Source organism: Candidatus Kuenenia sp. (assembly GCF_027493735.1).
GTDB lineage: Bacteria > Planctomycetota > Brocadiia > Brocadiales > Brocadiaceae > Kuenenia > Kuenenia stuttgartiensis_A.
On record NZ_JAOSKF010000001.1, the window covers coordinates 160,161 to 177,587 of the forward strand.

Below are 17,427 nucleotides of genomic sequence, written 5' to 3' on the forward strand. Positions count from 1 at the left end.
TACATTTCACTCAAAACGTTATTTGGAAAACTACATTCGGTTACAACTGATACACAACGCATTTTTTAATAGTGTCGGATTTTTGGCATTTCTGTGCGCTTTTCAGTAAATTTGCAGCAAACGTCAAAGGTGTGTAGCAAGAAAACCACAAAGCGCACATTACTGCCTCTCTATGATTTTAAAGGTGTGAATTGATCTTGGACAGAAAGTAAAAAAAGCAAGCAGCGTCTTTTCCCGGTTTTATTGATAAATCTTTACTTTATTACGGCAAAATACAAATACCTTTTTTTCGTAATAATTTGGTTCTTTGAAAAAATAGGGGCGAAGCATTTGCCGTAAATTGTCATGAAGGTGTTAATACCCAAACGGACAAATGCTTCGCCCCTACAATGTGCGGCAAACATCGCTATTATTGTAATTTTATAAAAAACTAAATTATTACTTTTTTTTCTATTTTTCGTAAATTTTCTCTTACGTCTTTCGCGTTCAAAATCTTTCTGGAACCTGCCATGCCTCATTATTACGTTTTCTAATCAAAAACACCTCTGCACAATTCAATTCCGAAACTAACAGAATAAATTATTCCTATATAAAAATTTACTATACATTCAACATATTGTTGTTCCTGAAAGCTTCATCCAGACAAAAGGGCCGGCATCGTTAAACGCCTTCTGATTACTTGTACCTGCCTACCCTTCTTCCCTTCGTACCCATTCTTCCATGATTTGCTCTCTTACTCTTCCAGCCTAATCTTTGTCTTCTTCTATCCCGCATTTTTATTATCCTTTTTCAAAATAAAACTAACTATTTTTTTCCTGCTTTGCAGTATCATTCTCGATGTCTATTTTTTTCTTTGACTGTGGCGACTTGCTGCTGACATCTTCCACGTCGTCTTCAACTCCCTTTACCCCTTTTTTAAACTCGACAATTCCCTTCCCCAAGGATTTCATTACCTCCGGAAGTCTTTTCCCAAAAATAAGAATTGCCACAATCAGGATAATAATCCACTCCCAACCACCTGGCATACCAAACATATCAATAACTCCTTCTATAAAAATTTAACGTCAGTAAAATATACTACCAGACTATTAGAAATCAATATATTTATTTTCAAAATTATTTTAAAAATATCGTTTATTAAACATTTTATCATATAAACACATTTCACATTTTCTTGTTCATTTCCGTAATGGCCTTAATTCCCGAAGTGCGCTAACCAAAAAAGAGATATCTTCAGCCATATCTACCTGAAAAGCCATTTGTTTGTTCAGAATCGGGTGGAAAAATTCAATTCTGTGTGCATGAAGCGCCTGTCTTTCAATTATTGACCCTTCGTCAGGAGCCCTTTCCTTACCAAGCAAATCCGAGCGAAAACAAGCATTGTATTTACTGTACATTTCATCTGCAACAACCGGATGCCCTATTGCCTGCATATGAACACGAATTTGATGTGTTCTCCCCGTCTTTGGCATTATCTTCACCAACGTATAGCCTCGAAAACGCTCGATTACCTCGTAAACTGAAGTTGCGTTTTTTCCCGTATCCCTTCTTACCGCCATCTTTTGTCTGTCAACTCTATGCCGTCCTATCGGCATATTTATTTCATTGGAATCAAATGCCACCTCGCCCTCTACAACTGCAAAATATTCCTTTTTCACAAGTCTTTTCTCAAACTGCATTGCAATGTGGGAGTGTACAGCATCGCTTTTTATCACAAGCATTACCCCGCTTGTATCTCTATCCAACCGGTGAACGATACCCGCTTTCAGGGGTCCGTTAATCTGAGAGAGATTTTGGCAATAAAAAGTAACTGCATTCACAAGAGTACCGGAAGGATGCCCTCCTGCAGGGTGTACTACCATATCATATGGTTTGTTAATCAACATTAAATAATCATCTTCGTAGATGATATTCAGAGGGATGTCTTCCGGTGTAATTTTGGTCTCTTCCGGCACAGGAACGGTAGCGGAAATCACGTCGCCTTTTTTTATGAAATAACTGCTTTTGACGACGTTTCCATTTACAACAATTGCACCCTCTTTTACTAGTTTTTGTATATACGTCCTCGAAAGGTCAGGAAAGCGGGAAGAAATAAATCTGTCTATTCTTTTACTTTCACCTACCCTCTTTATTTCCAATGTTACTTCTTTAACGTGTGCCTGGCTTTCCTGCAACATTATATTTATTTGATTACCGATAAACGGTACCGCGAAAGAGACGCCCAAATACTATCCGGTTCTGCCTCCACTGCCTTGTTGTAATTGAGAATGGCATTCTCCTTTTGACCTAATTTATCGTAGCAACGGCCTGCGTCCCACCCCTGTTGCGCTAAAAGAAAAACCTTATTCGATAGCAGGTTGTCATTAAATTGATTACAGGCTTCCTCTAAAAGTCCTTTTTCTTCATATGCATATCCCAGCGATTGTTTCGCAAGGAAAGCAATGGGATGGCCGCTGTATCTTTGCAAAAAATCATTATAAGCACGAATCGCTTCATCATAGTTTTTCAACTCATAATAAACATTGCCCTTCTGAAATAATATCCATGGCGTTGTGCCGGAAGACGCCAAAGCCTCCTCGATGTATTCGAATGATTCAATGGCATTGTTCAATGCCTCGTTTTTATCTTTTTCGGTTTTCCCTGCCTGAGCAGCCATTGCAAGATCGCTATTGATTCTCCACATACTCTGCCATGCGGTTTCATCTTTTCTGGACTTTGCTTTAACGAAAGTTACCGTCACTGCTGCAATAGAAATAACAACCGCAACGCCTATACCAATGAAAATTTTATATTTATTTAACACCCCAAGTATGTCAGATTTTGTATCAGTCATTTTTCTTTCTCTTTTATAAATCAATTAAAGTTTCTGCTTCTCTAAAAATATTTTCAATATCATCATCGTCCAAACCTGCTGCACGAATAATCAATTCAGCATACGCACGGTCCAACAAATCACCCGGCGCATGAGAATCTGAACCGATAACAAGCTTTGCCCCTACCTTTTTTGCCATTTTGGCGACGTGGCCATTTGCGTATGCATGGCCTTTCCTGCCGGATATTTCAAGCCTTACCCCCTTCTCTTTCGCCAAACGAGCATCATCAACGGAAATAAGCCCGGGATGCGTCAAAATATCAGCGCCAGCCTCTATCGCCGCCCTGTTTGTGCCCGGAATAACGGGTTCCGTAATTGTCTCCCCATGAACCAAAACAATGCACGCACCCAACTCTCTGGCTCTCTGAACCATTAATTTTATATGTTCCAGCCTGACATGCGTTAATTCAGCCCCTACGCACACCTTCATCCTGGTAGTAGATGCTATTTCCTGACATGCTTTTAATACATTGGGTATTACAATATCAATATTGGAGTAATCTGCATGATCGGTAATGGCCAGGCCCCGGAAACCTTTTACCTCGCAACGGCGGATAAGCTCGGAAGGCAAGAGTACACCATCGGAAAATAGCGTATGTGTGTGCAAATCAATCATAAGTATTTTTAATGCGCCCGAGACGATTCGAACGTCCGACCTACGGTTTAGGAAACCGTTGCTCTATCCTTCTGAGCTACGGGCGCATTAGTATAAAAGTCACTTTTTAACAATATATTACAGTATTTCTTAATATTCATTAATTGAAATATTTTATGCAATTTCTTCCGGCATGTTGCCACTTTTTGCATGCATTTGTTATCAATAATTATTTCCAGGCCGCTACAAAATTTCAATCGCGGTTATATTAACAAAATACCCATGGAATTTGAAACTGAAAAATAATGTGGTAAAAAAATATATCAAATATCTTGGTATAAATTTTACTGCATGACATCAAAAATAACACGAAAAAAACGATTTTGAAGGGTTTTAAACAATACAAAAAAGAACAGAAGGTATACCTTTTTATTCCCCTTATTTCACCGGAGAATATCATGTTATAACCAAAAACAAGACTTCTGGGTGCGTATGAGGATTCGATGCTTCGATTCTTCAAGAAAGGGGAAAACCGCCGGGACGTTCCATTATATACCGACTCAATCGTCAATCGAAAGGAGGTCATTCTTTCTTGCGCTGGAAAATGCCGCGAATGGCATCGGTTGCCCCTTTGCCGACGTCGCCGGCCCCTTCGAGGATGCCTTTACCCACACCTGTACCATGCTGAAACAGTTCGGTTCCCACTCCCAGCACGCCCTTGCCAATGTCGTTAATCATATCCAGCGGCAGCAGACCTTTACCCTGTTCCATTACACTCCTGGCGATAGTCTCCAAAATAATGTCAGTCAATTTGGCCACATTAATATCTTCGTTGGTTCCGAGATTGGTAAGCGTCATAGGCGCAACACTCAGCCTAACAGTGTCGGACTGTCCACGTATCGGCAGCAGTTTGGCCTCGACGGTCACGCCATTGATCTGGAGTTCCTTGATGAGAAGATTTTTGCCGGGCTCGTCCGTGGCGTCGTCCTTGGGCAGATTATTGAGGATATGCCGAAGATTGTTGGTCAGTCCCTTTTGTTCGATGGTCAGGTAGACATCATCCAGTTGGATTTTTTTAACCTCCACCGTATCGCTCAAGAGGGTACGAATATTAACGGAAATATAGGTATTGCCAACCTTCAGCACATTGGGATGCTGATAGCCTTCCGGGTTATCGACGATGAGGTTTTTTAAATTCAACGTTCCACCGAAAATCGACAGCGATACATCATCAAGATGTACCCCAACCTGCATCGATCGTTCGGCGCCGGCCTCGATCCCCACCTTCAATGCGCGGTCGCCGAACAACTTGGTAAGCAGCGCAACAACCGCTATCAAAACAACCAGCACCACCAAAATCGATATTAGAATTTTTGGCCCCTTTTTCATTTTTTTCTCCCGTAAAATTAGTGTTTTTTTGCAGCAACGCCTCTTGAACTTCAACACCGGACAATTTAACCCTGCAGGTGTCTGCATATGCTTCCGTAACCTCCTAGCGGATAATACGAAATAGACCGGTGCATTATACACGGCGCCATTGTTCAGTTCAAACGAAACCTCACTTGAAAACTCAATCATCGCCAGCTTGTGCTGCAACTGGAGGGTCAGGGTAACTCTCCAGGATTGGTGTGCCTTTAATGTATATGGAATACAAAATTACTGTTGTCCAAAAGAAGGCTACTCAGGGCATGGGCTTCAGTATTTGTGGAATACAACCAGCAAAAGGAAGGGTTAATATCGATTGCAGAATTTAAGTAACGCCAGGTTTGTAGATTTGATAGGTATTTTTACCCTTTGCCTTGGAAAGGTACAGGGCAACATCTGCCTGTTTAAATAAGCTTTCTGAATCATTTGCGTAGAGGGGGAAGATGGTGATACCTATGCTGGCAGTAGTATGAAGTTCGTGCTTCTCAATAAGAAAGGGCAGGCGAAATGCCTCCAGAATTTTCTGCGCAAACAGAGCGGCATCTTCTGTCTGAGCAAGGTCTGGAATGACGATTATAAATTCATCACCACCCATACGGGCAATTGTATCTCCTTCCCGCAAACATTGCATCAACCGTTCTGCGACAGCCTTGAGTAATAAATCACCCATTTGATGCCCGAAGGAGTCGTTAATCATTTTAAACCCATCCAGATCAAGCATTATAATTGCAACCATGTTTTTACTGCGAATTGCATGTGCCATGGCCACTTTCAATCGGTCATAGAGGAGGTTACGGTTGGGTAATTTAGTAAGGGCATCATGATATGCCATGTGGCTGATGAGTTTTTCCGACTCAACACGTGCTATTGCATTTCCCAAAATCTCTGACATGATATTGAGCAGTGTCACATCATCTTCAGACCATTGGCCGGTAGACCTTACGTTGTCAAAACCAATAAATCCAAGTAGTTTTTTTTCTATATATATTGGCAGGACCAATATTGACTTAATAGACTGTCTCTCAAATTCAATTTTTTCTGCGATTGCTTCATCCGGCATTTCAGAAACATCCTCAACATGAACGACCTTACCTTCCTGTAAGTTTTTTATTAACCAGGGAAATGCAATAACAGGAATGTTCTGAAGGTTATTCATTTCAGCGGTAACCCCCGAATCACACCACTCATGAGTATTATCCATAATAGTGCCGTTGTCCCGGGACTTAAAGAGATATGCCCTTCCTGCCCTGCACAACCGTCCGGCATCTGCCAGGGAAGCGTTAACAGCGGCATCAAAATCAGAAAGGGTTATAAATCGCCTGGAGATCGCCGCAACTGTTTTTTCAAAATTTGTCCTGTGTCGGAGCATTTCTTCAGCCAGCTTCCGTTGGGTAATATCCAGAACAACTCCAATCAACCCGGCGAGTTTGCCTTCCCTATCATTGAAAACTGCTTTATGGAAAAGAACGTTATGCACTGAGCCTTTGCTGTGTTTCACTACGGTTTCGTAAACCTGACTTCCCCTCCTATTAAACAATGCAGTATCGGCTTCGTGATAGCGATCTGCAAGCTCCGTGGGAGCAACATCATAGACGGTCTTGCCAATAATTTCTGCTTCCCGCATTCCTAAAAAATCCTCAAATGCGCTGTTGCAGCCGATATACTTACCATGTTCATCCTTATAAAATACCGGGGCTGGAATTGCATCCATAAGTGTCTGCAGGAACCGTTCTCTGTCCTTTAATGTTTCCCCAATCTCTTTATGCTCTGATACTTCTTTCTGAAGTTTCATTGTTTGCACAATTACGCTTTGTTCGTACACCTCCAGCAGTTGCTCCATGGCAACTATTTGATCCTTGAGCTTTTGAATTTCTGCGGTACGCACAAAAGCTTTTGCGGATTGAGCAAATACAGTATCTTCAAACGGCAGTACCGCTATTTTTACATTTGGCGCAAGGATTTTAAAAAGATCCGCCACTTTGTTAGTAATGGTACATTTCAGATACATAATGATCGCAAAGATATCACCCGAAGGAAACAGACCTCCAAATCCTATAACAGATTTTATCCCATAGGGAATAACAAATTCTTTCTGCGCAGGAATACAGGAGCTGCCAAGCGCCTCTGGTATGCAAAAGACGTTATACATTTTATCGTTTTTACTCAACAGAAACCGTGGGTCTGGCTTGATCACCATGTCTGTATCTAACCCCAACTGCGCAATAAGGTTTTTGATCATCGGAATCTGATCTACCATCTCTTCGCTTAAAAGCGGAATCGCCCTGTGCCCTTTTGAGGTTTTTCTGGAATTCCACGCCGGGTTTTCACCAACGGTCGCCAGGAGGGTCAGGCACTTCGTCTCCGGGAAAACAGTACTATTTCCTGACACATTTTTTGAAAAGTTTTGAAGTTCAGGGTCGAGCTTTGCAAATGTATGCGTTTTGAAAAAACGAACCAGCGAACATGCCTTATTGCCGCTCTGCCCATCAATCAAATTGACGTATAAATGATTAACAATGCTATTGGCAACTTCTTCCATGTTTTTTGCACCTTTGCCAATAGTGCGTACTACTTTACAACATTCCGTCATATCACGAATGGTAAAATTTGATACGTCATACATCGACGGTTTTTGGTTTTTTGAATTCACGGTCTTTCTCGCTTATAAATTATATTCCAGGTAACATATAGTCGGGCGACCACAAAGGGTCTCCTCTACGATATTACACTTCTGTGCCATGTACCATTCTTCACATTTTAGCCATACCCCTCACTTTTTCTGCGTAATTTTTCTTTTTTCCCTCAAAATCCCACGCTGTCAATTATCCTTGCAGTGAACAATCATATTTGATAACGTGCATATTATACTTGCCTTAACAAATTTCCCATTCCTTTTTCACCTTTTCTCATGAAAGGATTGAATTTCCACCAGGACAAAATAAATTGAAATTTGAAATAATCTACAAGGGGTGAGACCACCAAATATACTATCGAGGTAACTATTTATGGATAATGAGCTTACAATAAAAATTGCCGGTGAAGCAGGCCAGGGATTGCAAACTGTAGGAGGGGCATTATGTAATATGTTCAAAAATGCCGGGTTCTATATTTTTGCTGCCCAGGATTACATGTCAAGGATACGGGGGGGTAATAATTTTTATCAAATAAGAATCTCAGATAAACACCTCCATACACTACGCCAAAACTCCGACATCATGGTAGCCTTTGATAATAAAAGCGTTAATCTCCACAGAAAAGATATATCAAAAAACGGGGTAATTGTCCTCGATAAAAAGAGATTTAATATTACTGAAGAAGATAGCACATTTTTTGATATCCCTATGTACAACATAGCAAAGGAGGTTGGAGGGGACGAAATATTTGTTAATTCAGTTGCTTGTGGATTTTTGGCAGAAATGACCGGCGTGAACTTTAGCTACGTAGATAATGTATTAAGAACTGCATTCGCCGATAAGAAAAAGGATCTCATAGAAAAAAACAGAGAAACCGCTCATGCCGGATATGATTTTGCCAAAAATAATTTTAAACGGGATATCTTCAAAATAAAAAAAGGCAGTGCGAAAGACACCCTTTTAATGACCGCGAGTGATGCAATAGGATTAGGTGCAATTAAAGCAGGGTGTAAATTCTATTCTGCATACCCCATGACGCCTTCCACCGGCCTTGCAAACCTTATGGCACAATATGCAAAAAGATTTAACATGGTTGTCGAACAGGCAGAAGATGAGATTGCAGCAATAAACATGATAATCGGGGCATCCTTTGCAGGGGTGCGGTCAATGACTGGTACTTCCGGCGGGGGATTTGCCCTTATGGTAGAAGGCTTAAGCCTTGCCGGTATGACGGAAACCCCCATTGTAATTTATGAAGGGCAGAGACCAGGCCCCGCAACCGGTCTCCCCACACGAACAGAACAGGGAGACCTGGATTTTCTCATTTCTGCAGGTCATGGCGAATTTGCAAGGCTCATATTCTCGCCCGGTTCAATAGAAGAGGCATTTTACTTAACAATAAAAGCCTTTAATCTGGCAGAAAAATACCAGATACCTGTAATTATCATGTCAGACCAGCATTTAACAGACTCTTATAGAAATATCGAAATGTTTGATTTGGATAAAATAAAAGTACAAAGATATATTTTATCAAAGGAAGAGTCTAAAAATGTGAAAGATTATAAACGATATCAAATCACCGAATCAGGCATTTCTCCCAGGGCAATACCCTCATGGATAGAAGAGCCTGTCTATGCAGACAGTGATGAGCATACAGAAGAAGGGCACATAACCGAAGATGCGGGGATACGCACAATGATGGTTGAAAAAAGATTTTATAAAAAGATGGCAGGCCTTTCGAACGAAATAGAGAAACCCAAAGCGTTTGATGTAGAAGGCGCCGATTGTATTCTCATTGGTTTCGGTTCTACCTACGGTGTATTAAAAGAAACAAAGGAATCAATCGCTGATAAAAAAATAGGGTACATTCATCTGCCTCAAGTCTGGCCTTTCCCATCTGCCGATATGATTGAATTACTGAAGGGAGCGAAAAACACCGTTGTGGTAGAAAACAATGCCGGAGCCCAACTTGCAAGATTATTAAAACGGGAAACCGGGATTCAAGCCAATAGATCTATATTAAAATTTGATGGCAGACCTTTTAATTTAGACTTTCTTATCCAGCAAATCAGACAGGAGATATAATATGGTAGAAGTTCAGGATATTAAAAGCAGCGATGAGATAGCCTGGTGCCCCGGGTGTGGTAATTTCGGTATCCTTACTGCGGTAAAAAAATCTGTTGCCAAACTTGGCAGGGATTTGAAAGATGTCTTATTTGTTTCCGGAATAGGCCAGGCTGCAAAACTACCCCACTATATCAGATGCAACTGTTTTAACGGTCTTCATGGAAGGGCACTGCCGGTTGCCGTTGCAGCAAAAATTGCAAATCACAAATTAACAGTAGTGATTACTACCGGAGATGGTGACTGTTACGGTGAAGGTGGAAATCACTTTATTCATAATATACGAAGAAATTTAGACATAACGTTAATAGTTCACGATAACCAAATATACGGCCTTACAAAAGGGCAGGCATCACCAACAACAGATCCGGGATATCAAACAAAATTCCAACCTGAAGGGGTAATTGAAGAACCTCTTTGTCCCCTGGAAATGGCGATTGCTATTGGGGCAGGATTTGTTGCAAGGGGATATGCTGCAGATTATGAGCATCTTTCCTGGCTCATCCTTGAAGGAATAAAATATAAAGGTTTCGCTCTCATAGATGTATTGCAGCCCTGCGTATCATTTAATAAAAAGAACACCTTCGGATGGTATTCTAAAAGAATTTATAAAGTTAACGATGATGAATCATACAATCCGGAAGACAGGATGCTTGCTTTTCAGAAGTCCTGTGAATGGGGAGACAGGATCCCCATTGGTATAATTTACAGGGCAGAAAAAAAGACCTTTGAAGAAAAGACCGGGCTTTCGGAAAAGTCACCCCTCGTGGAAGAACAGATAGAAAATATAGATATAAGCGACATAGTACTGAATGATTTCACATAACTATGTGCAAAGATTAAAGCCCAAGTCCATGTTGATAAATATTCCATAGCTGCTTATGCATTTTTTTTGGTACGAAATTAAAATCTTTATATGACCACACGCTTACAGTAGATTGGATAAGCCCCATAAAAGCCATAGCAGATATCCTGGGATTGATGTCCTTTTTTATTAATCCCAATTTTACGCCGCTTAAAAGCAGTTTCTCTATTTTCCGCAGGTACTTCTGGATAAGCGCTAATATCTTTTTGCGTATGATTGGATCGCTAAACTGCATGGCTCCCATAATAACAACAAAGGAAGTCTTCCGACGATTTTTGGCTAAAGTAAGTTGTGCAAGTAAAATATTATTTAAATTTTGAATGGGGTTTTCATCCGTCATTGCATTGTCAACAGTATCCATAAGGGCTTCTTCTACATTATCTATCAATAAGCGCAGTATATCCCTTTTACTCTTAAAATGCCGGTAAATAGCCCCTTTGGTGGTTCCCATTTCTCCAGCTATTTCGCTTATGGTAACATGTTCAATCCCTTTAGAAGAAATAATAGCCCGAATAATGTCTACAATCTGCTGTCTCCTGATCTTCGTAGATTTTCTTACTTGCACACAATACCCCTCTTCTGTATATGAATTACAACAGGACTCTATAACTTCTCTACGGTTCTATGTAAAAATAAAAATATACAAGATTGAAAATGAAACTTAATTTTTAAGGTAAGGGCTTATACTATACTAAAGATGCCCATAAAATATGAATTTTAAATTGAAAATAGGGTAGCATGGACAAACTTTGTTTGTCTGTGTTGAACTGCGACGACATTGTCTATAAATCACAAATTGTAAGCCTCTTGAGTATATTCATTCCCGGGCAACAATTATAGTGTTTCTTAAGCATGCTGACGATGAGAATGTAATGCGGTGACGATTCAGTGGATTAAACGTTTTACAAGAAGTTTAATCGGCAGCCAGTTCGTCATGCTGAATGGAGTAATCATATAGGAGTGGCCAAGCGAAGCAGACCCATTAATAAACCGTCCTTTTTTTCTTCTCTCGGTAATGAATTTCATAGTTTGCCAATCGTACTACTTAAATTTAAAATTCTTTTCTGAATGGCAGCATAGCTGCACAATCTTTGTAGCTCATTTAAAATTTTTTCAGGTCAAGTTGCCAAAGGTATAAAGCATCTTACACACCAATAGCTATACTAATAATTGAAATAATATTAATAACCGGTGTTAGAAAATCCAGGATAGCGGCGCCCATATACAAATCATATCTATCAATAAATCCAAACATATTGGTTGCAAAGAGGAATCGTATAAAAAAGAAGGCATAAAGGGTAAGAAAAGCATACTTGCCTAAGGAAAGATACCTGCAATATACCGTAACGAATATGAAAACCGAACCTAATTTAACAAAATCGTTTAAAATATTTAAGATAATTGGAATTACATGATGTTTATGAGCGGCGAAAGAGATATGATGCATTGAAACACTAACGTCTTCCTCTTCTTCCAAAAATACTTCAAGTACCTCAGACAAGAAATATTTTGAGAGAAAATACAATCCAAACCCGATGATACTTACATAAAAAAGGCCTTTTACCCATTTTATTAACTGCTCCACAGCTTGTTTATCCTGGCAGGTCAATCCTGATGAAACATCAGAGATTCCATCTGCTACTCTTTTTACTGAATCAGACGCGATAAAAAGATATGCGAAAGCAAAGACTATTGCCATCACAATATCACCAAACATATCGGGCAGATTCGGCACATGTGCCTCATATTCGCGTCCGTGATTTCCTGCCCGAAGAAATTCGAAATAGATAAGGCCGTGAATTAAATTTCCTACTAAGAAACTTAGATTAACACCAATAAATACTAACCGTGCACCGACCTTTAAATCCTTTATTGCAGATTGCGTCAGCTTATTCTGACCTATATAATTTTCGATAATAGCCATAGGTATTCTTCTTTATTTAAATGCCATTAAATAAATTTTTAGCGTCTTTATGTACCGGCACCAGCCTTCAATATTACCCCACTGCCTCTTTGCGCTTCTCGCCCTCATTACATTGCAGTTGCTACTTTTCTGTGTGCATTTACCAGGGTTTTTTTCTCCATAAAAGAAAGGCACATAAGACAAACGAGGGATACAAATATATACCCGAGAGCATAATTCTCGGTGTAATCTTTAATTGTGCCTAAAATTATAGGAAGAAAAAAGCCTCCGAGACCCCCTGCTGCCCCTACAAGGCCACCCACAGCCCCGGTATCTTTTGGATAATATTCTGCTACCAACTTGTATACGACACCATTGCCAATACCCAGACAAGTGCCCATAATGTAAAACACCGCGAGTGCGGTTGTTAATGATAAGTTGAAATTTAAGAATACCGCTATAAAAAGTACGGCTACTGTAAGCAGTACCATTATTTTTCTTCCATCGAACTTATCGCCCAGGTAACCACCCAAGATTCGGGTAAATGATGAGAGAAATACAAATATAGAGGTGAAGCTACCGGCCTTTACCGGTGAAATATGATAAAAGTCATATAAATACGTCGGCAACCATACTGAAAAGCATACGAAGAATCCAAAGTACATGAAGTAAAAAAAGCAAAAGATCCAGGCCAATCTGGAAGATTTATAAAGTTTCAGTTTGTCACCCAGGGTTGAAACCTTTAAATTGGCAGGTTTTGGGGCATTGGATGTAAAAAACCAGTAGATAAATGCCATGAGAAGTAACGGAAATGAATAAATAATAAATACCTTACTCCAACCCAAAGATTCCGCGATAAATGGCGCTCCAAATGCAGCAAGGGCAGTACCCGCATTTCCCACGCCATAAACGCCTAATGCAAAGCCTTGTTTTTTCTTTGGATACCATTCTGAAACATGCGGAATTCCAACAGCAAAGGAAGATCCTATTAAACCGAAAAAGAATCCGCACGCTAACAAAGAACCATAACTACGGGCAAAACCGGTAAAAAACAGAGATACGAATCCAAACAGAAGCATAATCGTAAAAACGAGTCTTCCGCCATACTTATCTGTCACAATACCCATAGGAATCTTTGCAAGGGAACCAAGTAATACCGGCGTAGCAAGTAATATTCCTACCATTGTGGAAGACAGATTAAATTCTCTCTGAAAATATATTGCTAAAGGTGCAAATAATGTCCAACCGGCAAAGCATAGCGCAAATGCCAAGGTTGCAAGTATCATTACCCTTGTATTGCCATTTGGCGTTTGTATTTGTTCATTCGCTGACATATTCATATTCATAAAAAATTTCCTGATTAATTACTATTTACCGTCTTGATTAATTTAATTGTGTTTTGTTCAATAATATTTAAAAATAATTACATTTCAAACAATTATTAACATGCGTGCTGTACTGACACGAAAAAAGTCCTCAGTCCTCAATCTGCAATTTGCCGACAGTAGATTGCCGATTGCCAACTGTGCATAAGGTACTATCATATTTTGTCCTTTCTAAACGATAATTGTTTTTAAGCAAATTATCAATCTTAATTAAACTCAATACTGTGTATTTCAACTGCATTTCTGATAAAAAGTATTGCATGTATTTTTTGGTCATTTACATAAGTAACCGATAATATACTTGAATATAATAACTAAGGAAACTGCATATGTCAATAAATAAGTATACAATTGTTTACCTATTATAAACCTGCAATAACGTGAATGAGAACATATTGCCAAATAAAACTTTTAAAAAGCTAAAACGCTGAATTATGGATAAGACTTTGGTGGTTTGAAAAAACCGCTCGTTCCCAAGCTCCGCAGACCGGGTCAAATAAGCAATTTTACGTTATTTCGTGGGTATAATTCCCCACTTTGTTACTAAAAAGCGGCAAAATAGGCGCAAAAACAGGAGTTTATAGCAATTCATCCCCACTTCCTTGACAACAAAGTTCATTTGACCCGGTCTGTGATTTTCGGGAATGTAATAGCACTGAAAACTAACATTCGTGGGTTCACTCATTAGAAGGCTTTTGTCAAGGACAAAAGCCTTCTAATGAGTGAACCTACCGGGAGTCGTGTAATGTTTACGCGGAATAGCAACCTTTATCTTTTCCTTTCGCCGCCTGCTTTCTTAGATAAAATGTTTCGATCAAGCATCTTCTCAAATCTTTTTGTAAACCATTTTGCCTCTAAACTGACATAGCCAGAAGCAAACAGGCACAAAGCACGAAATACGAAAGATGCGTTCATTTAGAATTTCAAATCATTTTGTCATTAGAATTTGTTTGGTCATTGGTCAATTCTAAGATTGTAACGAATTTTTTAATCTGTGTTATCTGTGGTTACGCCTGAACGTCCTGCCGGTGCATTCTCTGCAAGGCCAGCCTGAACGAAAAGTTGGAGGGAAGCTTGGAGTGAGGCTGGGTGAGGATAAAGCGCCTAAACTTCAAACAAAATTTAAGGTTTCCATGATACGATTTCAAGGGCAAGAACAAGGGTTTAAGCATGAAGTCACTGGATAAACCCAAGAGCCCTATCTTAGGAAACGAAGGGACACCATCAGAGATATCACCAAACGCTCACAAGGCGTTAATAAGGGATATACTAACTTAATGCATGATATGCGTCCTTTTCTCTGAATTAGAGCAACTCTATCGTGGTCGCTAACTACGAGAAAGATGTGTGGTTTAAAAGGGAACATGCCAGTGTCGCATGTATCTGGGAAGGAATTAATTTTGGGAACTACGGCCACCAGCCTACGAGCTTCTGCAGGTCGGTTTCTTACCAGACAATACAATTGCATTGCAAACACAATCGCCACATAATGGTTTTATAAGTATTGCAATATCAATCTTTTAATGAATCATTAACGGAACGTAATACCTCCTCTAATTCGAAAGGCTCCTTGATAACAAAATCTGCGTTCATTTCTTTGCCTGGCAATGAATTTGACGCATTAAGGTATCCTGTAATTACGCCAATCACTGGTTTTCCGGCCATAGTATTTATTGCATTCACAATAGCCCACCCTGATATATCCGGCAGTCCAAGGTACACAGCACGAGATCAAATTCATCCTTTTTTAGAAGCGCTAACGCCTTAGCGCCATTATCTACAAAAACAACGTTATAGCCTTCTCCCGTAAGGAATCTGCTCAATTTTGTTCCTTGAGTTACCTCATTATCTACGATAAGTATGCGGTTTCACCCGCCCTTTTTATCTGACATCCCTTTGCCAGGCGCATAATTCTTCGTTATACCTTGCGACCCTTTCACTATGGGAAAGCTTAGAATAAAGGTACTGCCCTTTCCCTTTTTACTTTGCACCGTTATTTTGCCTCCATGCCGGTTGACAGTCCCATAAACAATACTCATTCCCAACCCCATGCCATATTCCTTGGTGGTAAAAAAAGGGTCAAAGATTTTTGTCTGCGTTTCTTCGTCCATGCCAATGCCTGTATCTGAAATCTCTAAAACGACGCTTCCGTTTTCTTCCCTTGTAGAAAAGGAAAGCGTTCCTCCCTCTGGCATGGAGTCAAGGGCATTATAGATGATGTTAATCAATACTTCCCGCAACCCCAAAGGATTGCCATTTATGCATGAAACGTGTTTAACGCCGTCCAAATTTATGGTATAGGTAATTCCTTTTCTCTCTGAGTGTTCCTTACATTTTGGGCAAATTAAATCAATTGTATTTTTTATCTCTTCCCGTAAGTCAATTGCTACAAACCCTTCACGATCTTCCTTCTCCGTAGTAAATTTATTCATACGGCGGACAATTTCAGCGCCATCCTTGATTGAACTTTGAATTAAACGTAATTCATTAAGTAATTTTTTTCTGCCTTTATTTTCCTGCATTAACATCTGTATCTTTCCGTCTATGATTGCAAGCATGTTGTTTAACTCATGCGCAATCCCTGTTGTCATAACACCTATTGCCTGTAATTTCTGCGCATGCAGCAGTTCTTGTTCCATCCGCTTGCGTTGTTGGGTGACGTCAAGCCCGTAAATATTAACATAACCTTTCTCTTTCACTGGCGTAAACGTAAAAGAATACACATGGAGGGTAAATTCGCCGTAAAACGTTATAGTTCTGCCATTGTGCAGGGCGTTATCAACCATTTTCAACCATGGTTCAGGAAGTATTTGATATACATGGCAGCCCAACAAATTCAATATGTGAGAACCGGCATTATTGGTATATAAAATTATTCCCTCACTTGATACCCGCAACACCGGATTAGTGTCCTCACTGTGGAACTTTAACAAACTATTTAATTTTATTTCCAAATCTTTGTAGTCAGAAATATCTGCTATAGTGACAAGATATTGAATGATGTTTCCCTCTGCATACTCAACCGCAACGCTTTAAGGCTGTGCATTAAACGATTGATCTCCTTTAAGCATTCTCCGTTCACAGGTTTCCTTGTTTCCCATTTCAGACGCCCTTGTATAATGCATCTGTATCCTCCTTTACGATGTATTTCGATAGAGGTTTATTTGTTAACGAATGCGGCTCTATGCCCAGCATGAAAGCTCTTGCAAAGTTTGCCGCCAGAATGAACCCTTTCTCATTAAGAATAAGGTATCCAACAGAGACAGATAAGATCGTAAGGGTTGAAATGTTTTTGTCTTGATTCTTTAAGCAGTGCGTGGGAGTAACGAAATTCTTCCTCCTGCATTTCAAACCCAACCCATAATAGGTAATTTGGCATGTTTATGTTTTGATTTATATTTAAAATATTTCTCGCTGAATAGTTACAATTCATCTTCTATTAAGCGAACCTGATAGGACAGGGCATTACCCAACAAAATATCACTCTTCCGTTTACACGTTGTTTATTTCTCTGCGGATAATGCCCTCCCCTACACGACTGATGGCACGGACAAACCCTGTTTGTCCATGCCATCCTGAAAATCCAGCAAATAAATGCAAGCCACTGGCGCTATTGGGAAACATC

At 39.8% G+C, this 17,427-nt stretch carries 14 protein-coding genes and 1 tRNA gene; 2 read left to right on the forward strand and 13 right to left on the reverse strand.

The annotated features are described in order from the left end of the window. Positions 1-800: 800 nt before the first annotated feature. From tatA to M5U24_RS00805, 7 genes are all read right to left on the reverse strand, one after another. Positions 801-1,034, reverse strand: coding sequence for a twin-arginine translocase TatA/TatE family subunit (gene tatA / locus M5U24_RS00775; RefSeq protein WP_099326339.1), 234 nt, complete (start codon positions 1,032-1,034; stop codon positions 801-803). A 144-nt stretch (positions 1,035-1,178) separates the two neighbouring features. Next, the gene (locus M5U24_RS00780) at positions 1,179-2,225 is read right to left on the reverse strand and encodes an RluA family pseudouridine synthase (RefSeq protein ID WP_157820681.1); all 1,047 of its coding nucleotides are present in this window, start codon (positions 2,223-2,225) and stop codon (positions 1,179-1,181) included. Continuing rightward, positions 2,183-2,833 (reverse strand): tetratricopeptide repeat protein, encoded by a 651-nt coding sequence (locus M5U24_RS00785; RefSeq protein WP_157820680.1) that lies wholly within the window; start codon positions 2,831-2,833, stop codon positions 2,183-2,185. The genes M5U24_RS00780 and M5U24_RS00785 overlap by 43 nt, the downstream gene beginning before the upstream one ends. 13 nt (positions 2,834-2,846) lie before the next feature. After that, complete coding sequence (locus M5U24_RS00790) at positions 2,847-3,488, reverse strand: histidinol phosphate phosphatase domain-containing protein (RefSeq protein WP_099326336.1); 642 nt, start codon at positions 3,486-3,488, stop codon at positions 2,847-2,849. 12 nt (positions 3,489-3,500) lie between these two features. Next, positions 3,501-3,574, reverse strand: a tRNA-Arg gene (locus tag M5U24_RS00795). 475 nt (positions 3,575-4,049) lie between these two features. Continuing rightward, the gene (locus tag M5U24_RS00800) at positions 4,050-4,856 is read right to left on the reverse strand and encodes an AsmA family protein (protein WP_157820679.1); all 807 of its coding nucleotides are present in this window, start codon (positions 4,854-4,856) and stop codon (positions 4,050-4,052) included. Positions 4,857-5,217: 361 nt separating this feature from the next. Next, complete coding sequence (locus M5U24_RS00805; RefSeq protein WP_157820678.1) at positions 5,218-7,542, reverse strand: sensor domain-containing diguanylate cyclase; 2,325 nt, start codon at positions 7,540-7,542, stop codon at positions 5,218-5,220. A 355-nt stretch (positions 7,543-7,897) separates the two neighbouring features. Between M5U24_RS00805 and M5U24_RS00810 the strand changes: the two genes are divergently transcribed. Together M5U24_RS00810 and M5U24_RS00815 are read left to right on the forward strand one after the other, a co-directional pair. Then, positions 7,898-9,610: a 2-oxoacid:acceptor oxidoreductase subunit alpha gene (locus tag M5U24_RS00810; protein WP_099326332.1), complete on the forward strand. Its 1,713-nt coding sequence runs from the start codon at positions 7,898-7,900 to the stop codon at positions 9,608-9,610. Position 9,611: 1 nt separating this feature from the next. After that, complete coding sequence (locus M5U24_RS00815; RefSeq protein WP_099326331.1) at positions 9,612-10,475, forward strand: 2-oxoacid:ferredoxin oxidoreductase subunit beta; 864 nt, start codon at positions 9,612-9,614, stop codon at positions 10,473-10,475. Between the two features lie 13 nt (positions 10,476-10,488). Here the strand turns inward: M5U24_RS00815 and M5U24_RS00820 are convergent, their stop codons facing one another. The 6 genes from M5U24_RS00820 to M5U24_RS00845 all read right to left on the reverse strand — a co-directional run bounded on the left by M5U24_RS00820 (position 10,489) and on the right by M5U24_RS00845 (position 16,756). Beyond that, a complete protein-coding gene (locus tag M5U24_RS00820; RefSeq protein WP_099326330.1) occupies positions 10,489-11,079 on the reverse strand; it encodes a TetR/AcrR family transcriptional regulator in 591 nt (196 codons plus the stop codon). Between the two features lie 579 nt (positions 11,080-11,658). Continuing rightward, a complete protein-coding gene (locus M5U24_RS00825) occupies positions 11,659-12,438 on the reverse strand; it encodes a hypothetical protein (protein ID WP_099326329.1) in 780 nt (259 codons plus the stop codon). Positions 12,439-12,545: 107 nt separating this feature from the next. Beyond that, positions 12,546-13,763: an MFS transporter gene (locus M5U24_RS00830; protein WP_099326328.1), complete on the reverse strand. Its 1,218-nt coding sequence runs from the start codon at positions 13,761-13,763 to the stop codon at positions 12,546-12,548. Between the two features lie 1,551 nt (positions 13,764-15,314). Beyond that, entirely contained in the window at positions 15,315-15,485 is a 171-nt protein-coding gene (locus M5U24_RS00835) for a hypothetical protein (RefSeq protein WP_157820677.1), read from the reverse strand. Continuing rightward, positions 15,482-15,664: a response regulator gene (locus M5U24_RS00840; RefSeq protein ID WP_099326327.1), complete on the reverse strand. Its 183-nt coding sequence runs from the start codon at positions 15,662-15,664 to the stop codon at positions 15,482-15,484. The genes M5U24_RS00835 and M5U24_RS00840 overlap by 4 nt, the downstream gene beginning before the upstream one ends. 6 nt (positions 15,665-15,670) lie before the next feature. After that, entirely contained in the window at positions 15,671-16,756 is a 1,086-nt protein-coding gene (locus M5U24_RS00845) for an ATP-binding protein (RefSeq protein ID WP_157820675.1), read from the reverse strand. Between the last annotated feature and the right edge of the window lie 671 nt (positions 16,757-17,427).

What these genes read in the sequence shown, in the direction of transcription:
- tatA (WP_099326339.1), bottom strand. Translation starts at nt 1,034, where the DNA reads ATGTTTGGTATGCCAGGTGGTTGGGAGTGGATTATTATCCTGATTGTG.
- M5U24_RS00785 (WP_157820680.1), bottom strand. Translation starts at nt 2,833, where the DNA reads ATGACTGATACAAAATCTGACATACTTGGGGTGTTAAATAAATATAAA.
- M5U24_RS00790 (WP_099326336.1), bottom strand. Translation starts at nt 3,488, where the DNA reads ATGATTGATTTGCACACACATACGCTATTTTCCGATGGTGTACTCTTG.
- M5U24_RS00800 (WP_157820679.1), bottom strand. Translation starts at nt 4,856, where the DNA reads ATGAAAAAGGGGCCAAAAATTCTAATATCGATTTTGGTGGTGCTGGTT.
- M5U24_RS00810 (WP_099326332.1), top strand. Translation starts at nt 7,898, where the DNA reads ATGGATAATGAGCTTACAATAAAAATTGCCGGTGAAGCAGGCCAGGGA.
- M5U24_RS00815 (WP_099326331.1), top strand. Translation starts at nt 9,612, where the DNA reads ATGGTAGAAGTTCAGGATATTAAAAGCAGCGATGAGATAGCCTGGTGC.
- M5U24_RS00825 (WP_099326329.1), bottom strand. Translation starts at nt 12,438, where the DNA reads ATGGCTATTATCGAAAATTATATAGGTCAGAATAAGCTGACGCAATCT.
- M5U24_RS00830 (WP_099326328.1), bottom strand. Translation starts at nt 13,763, where the DNA reads ATGAATATGAATATGTCAGCGAATGAACAAATACAAACGCCAAATGGC.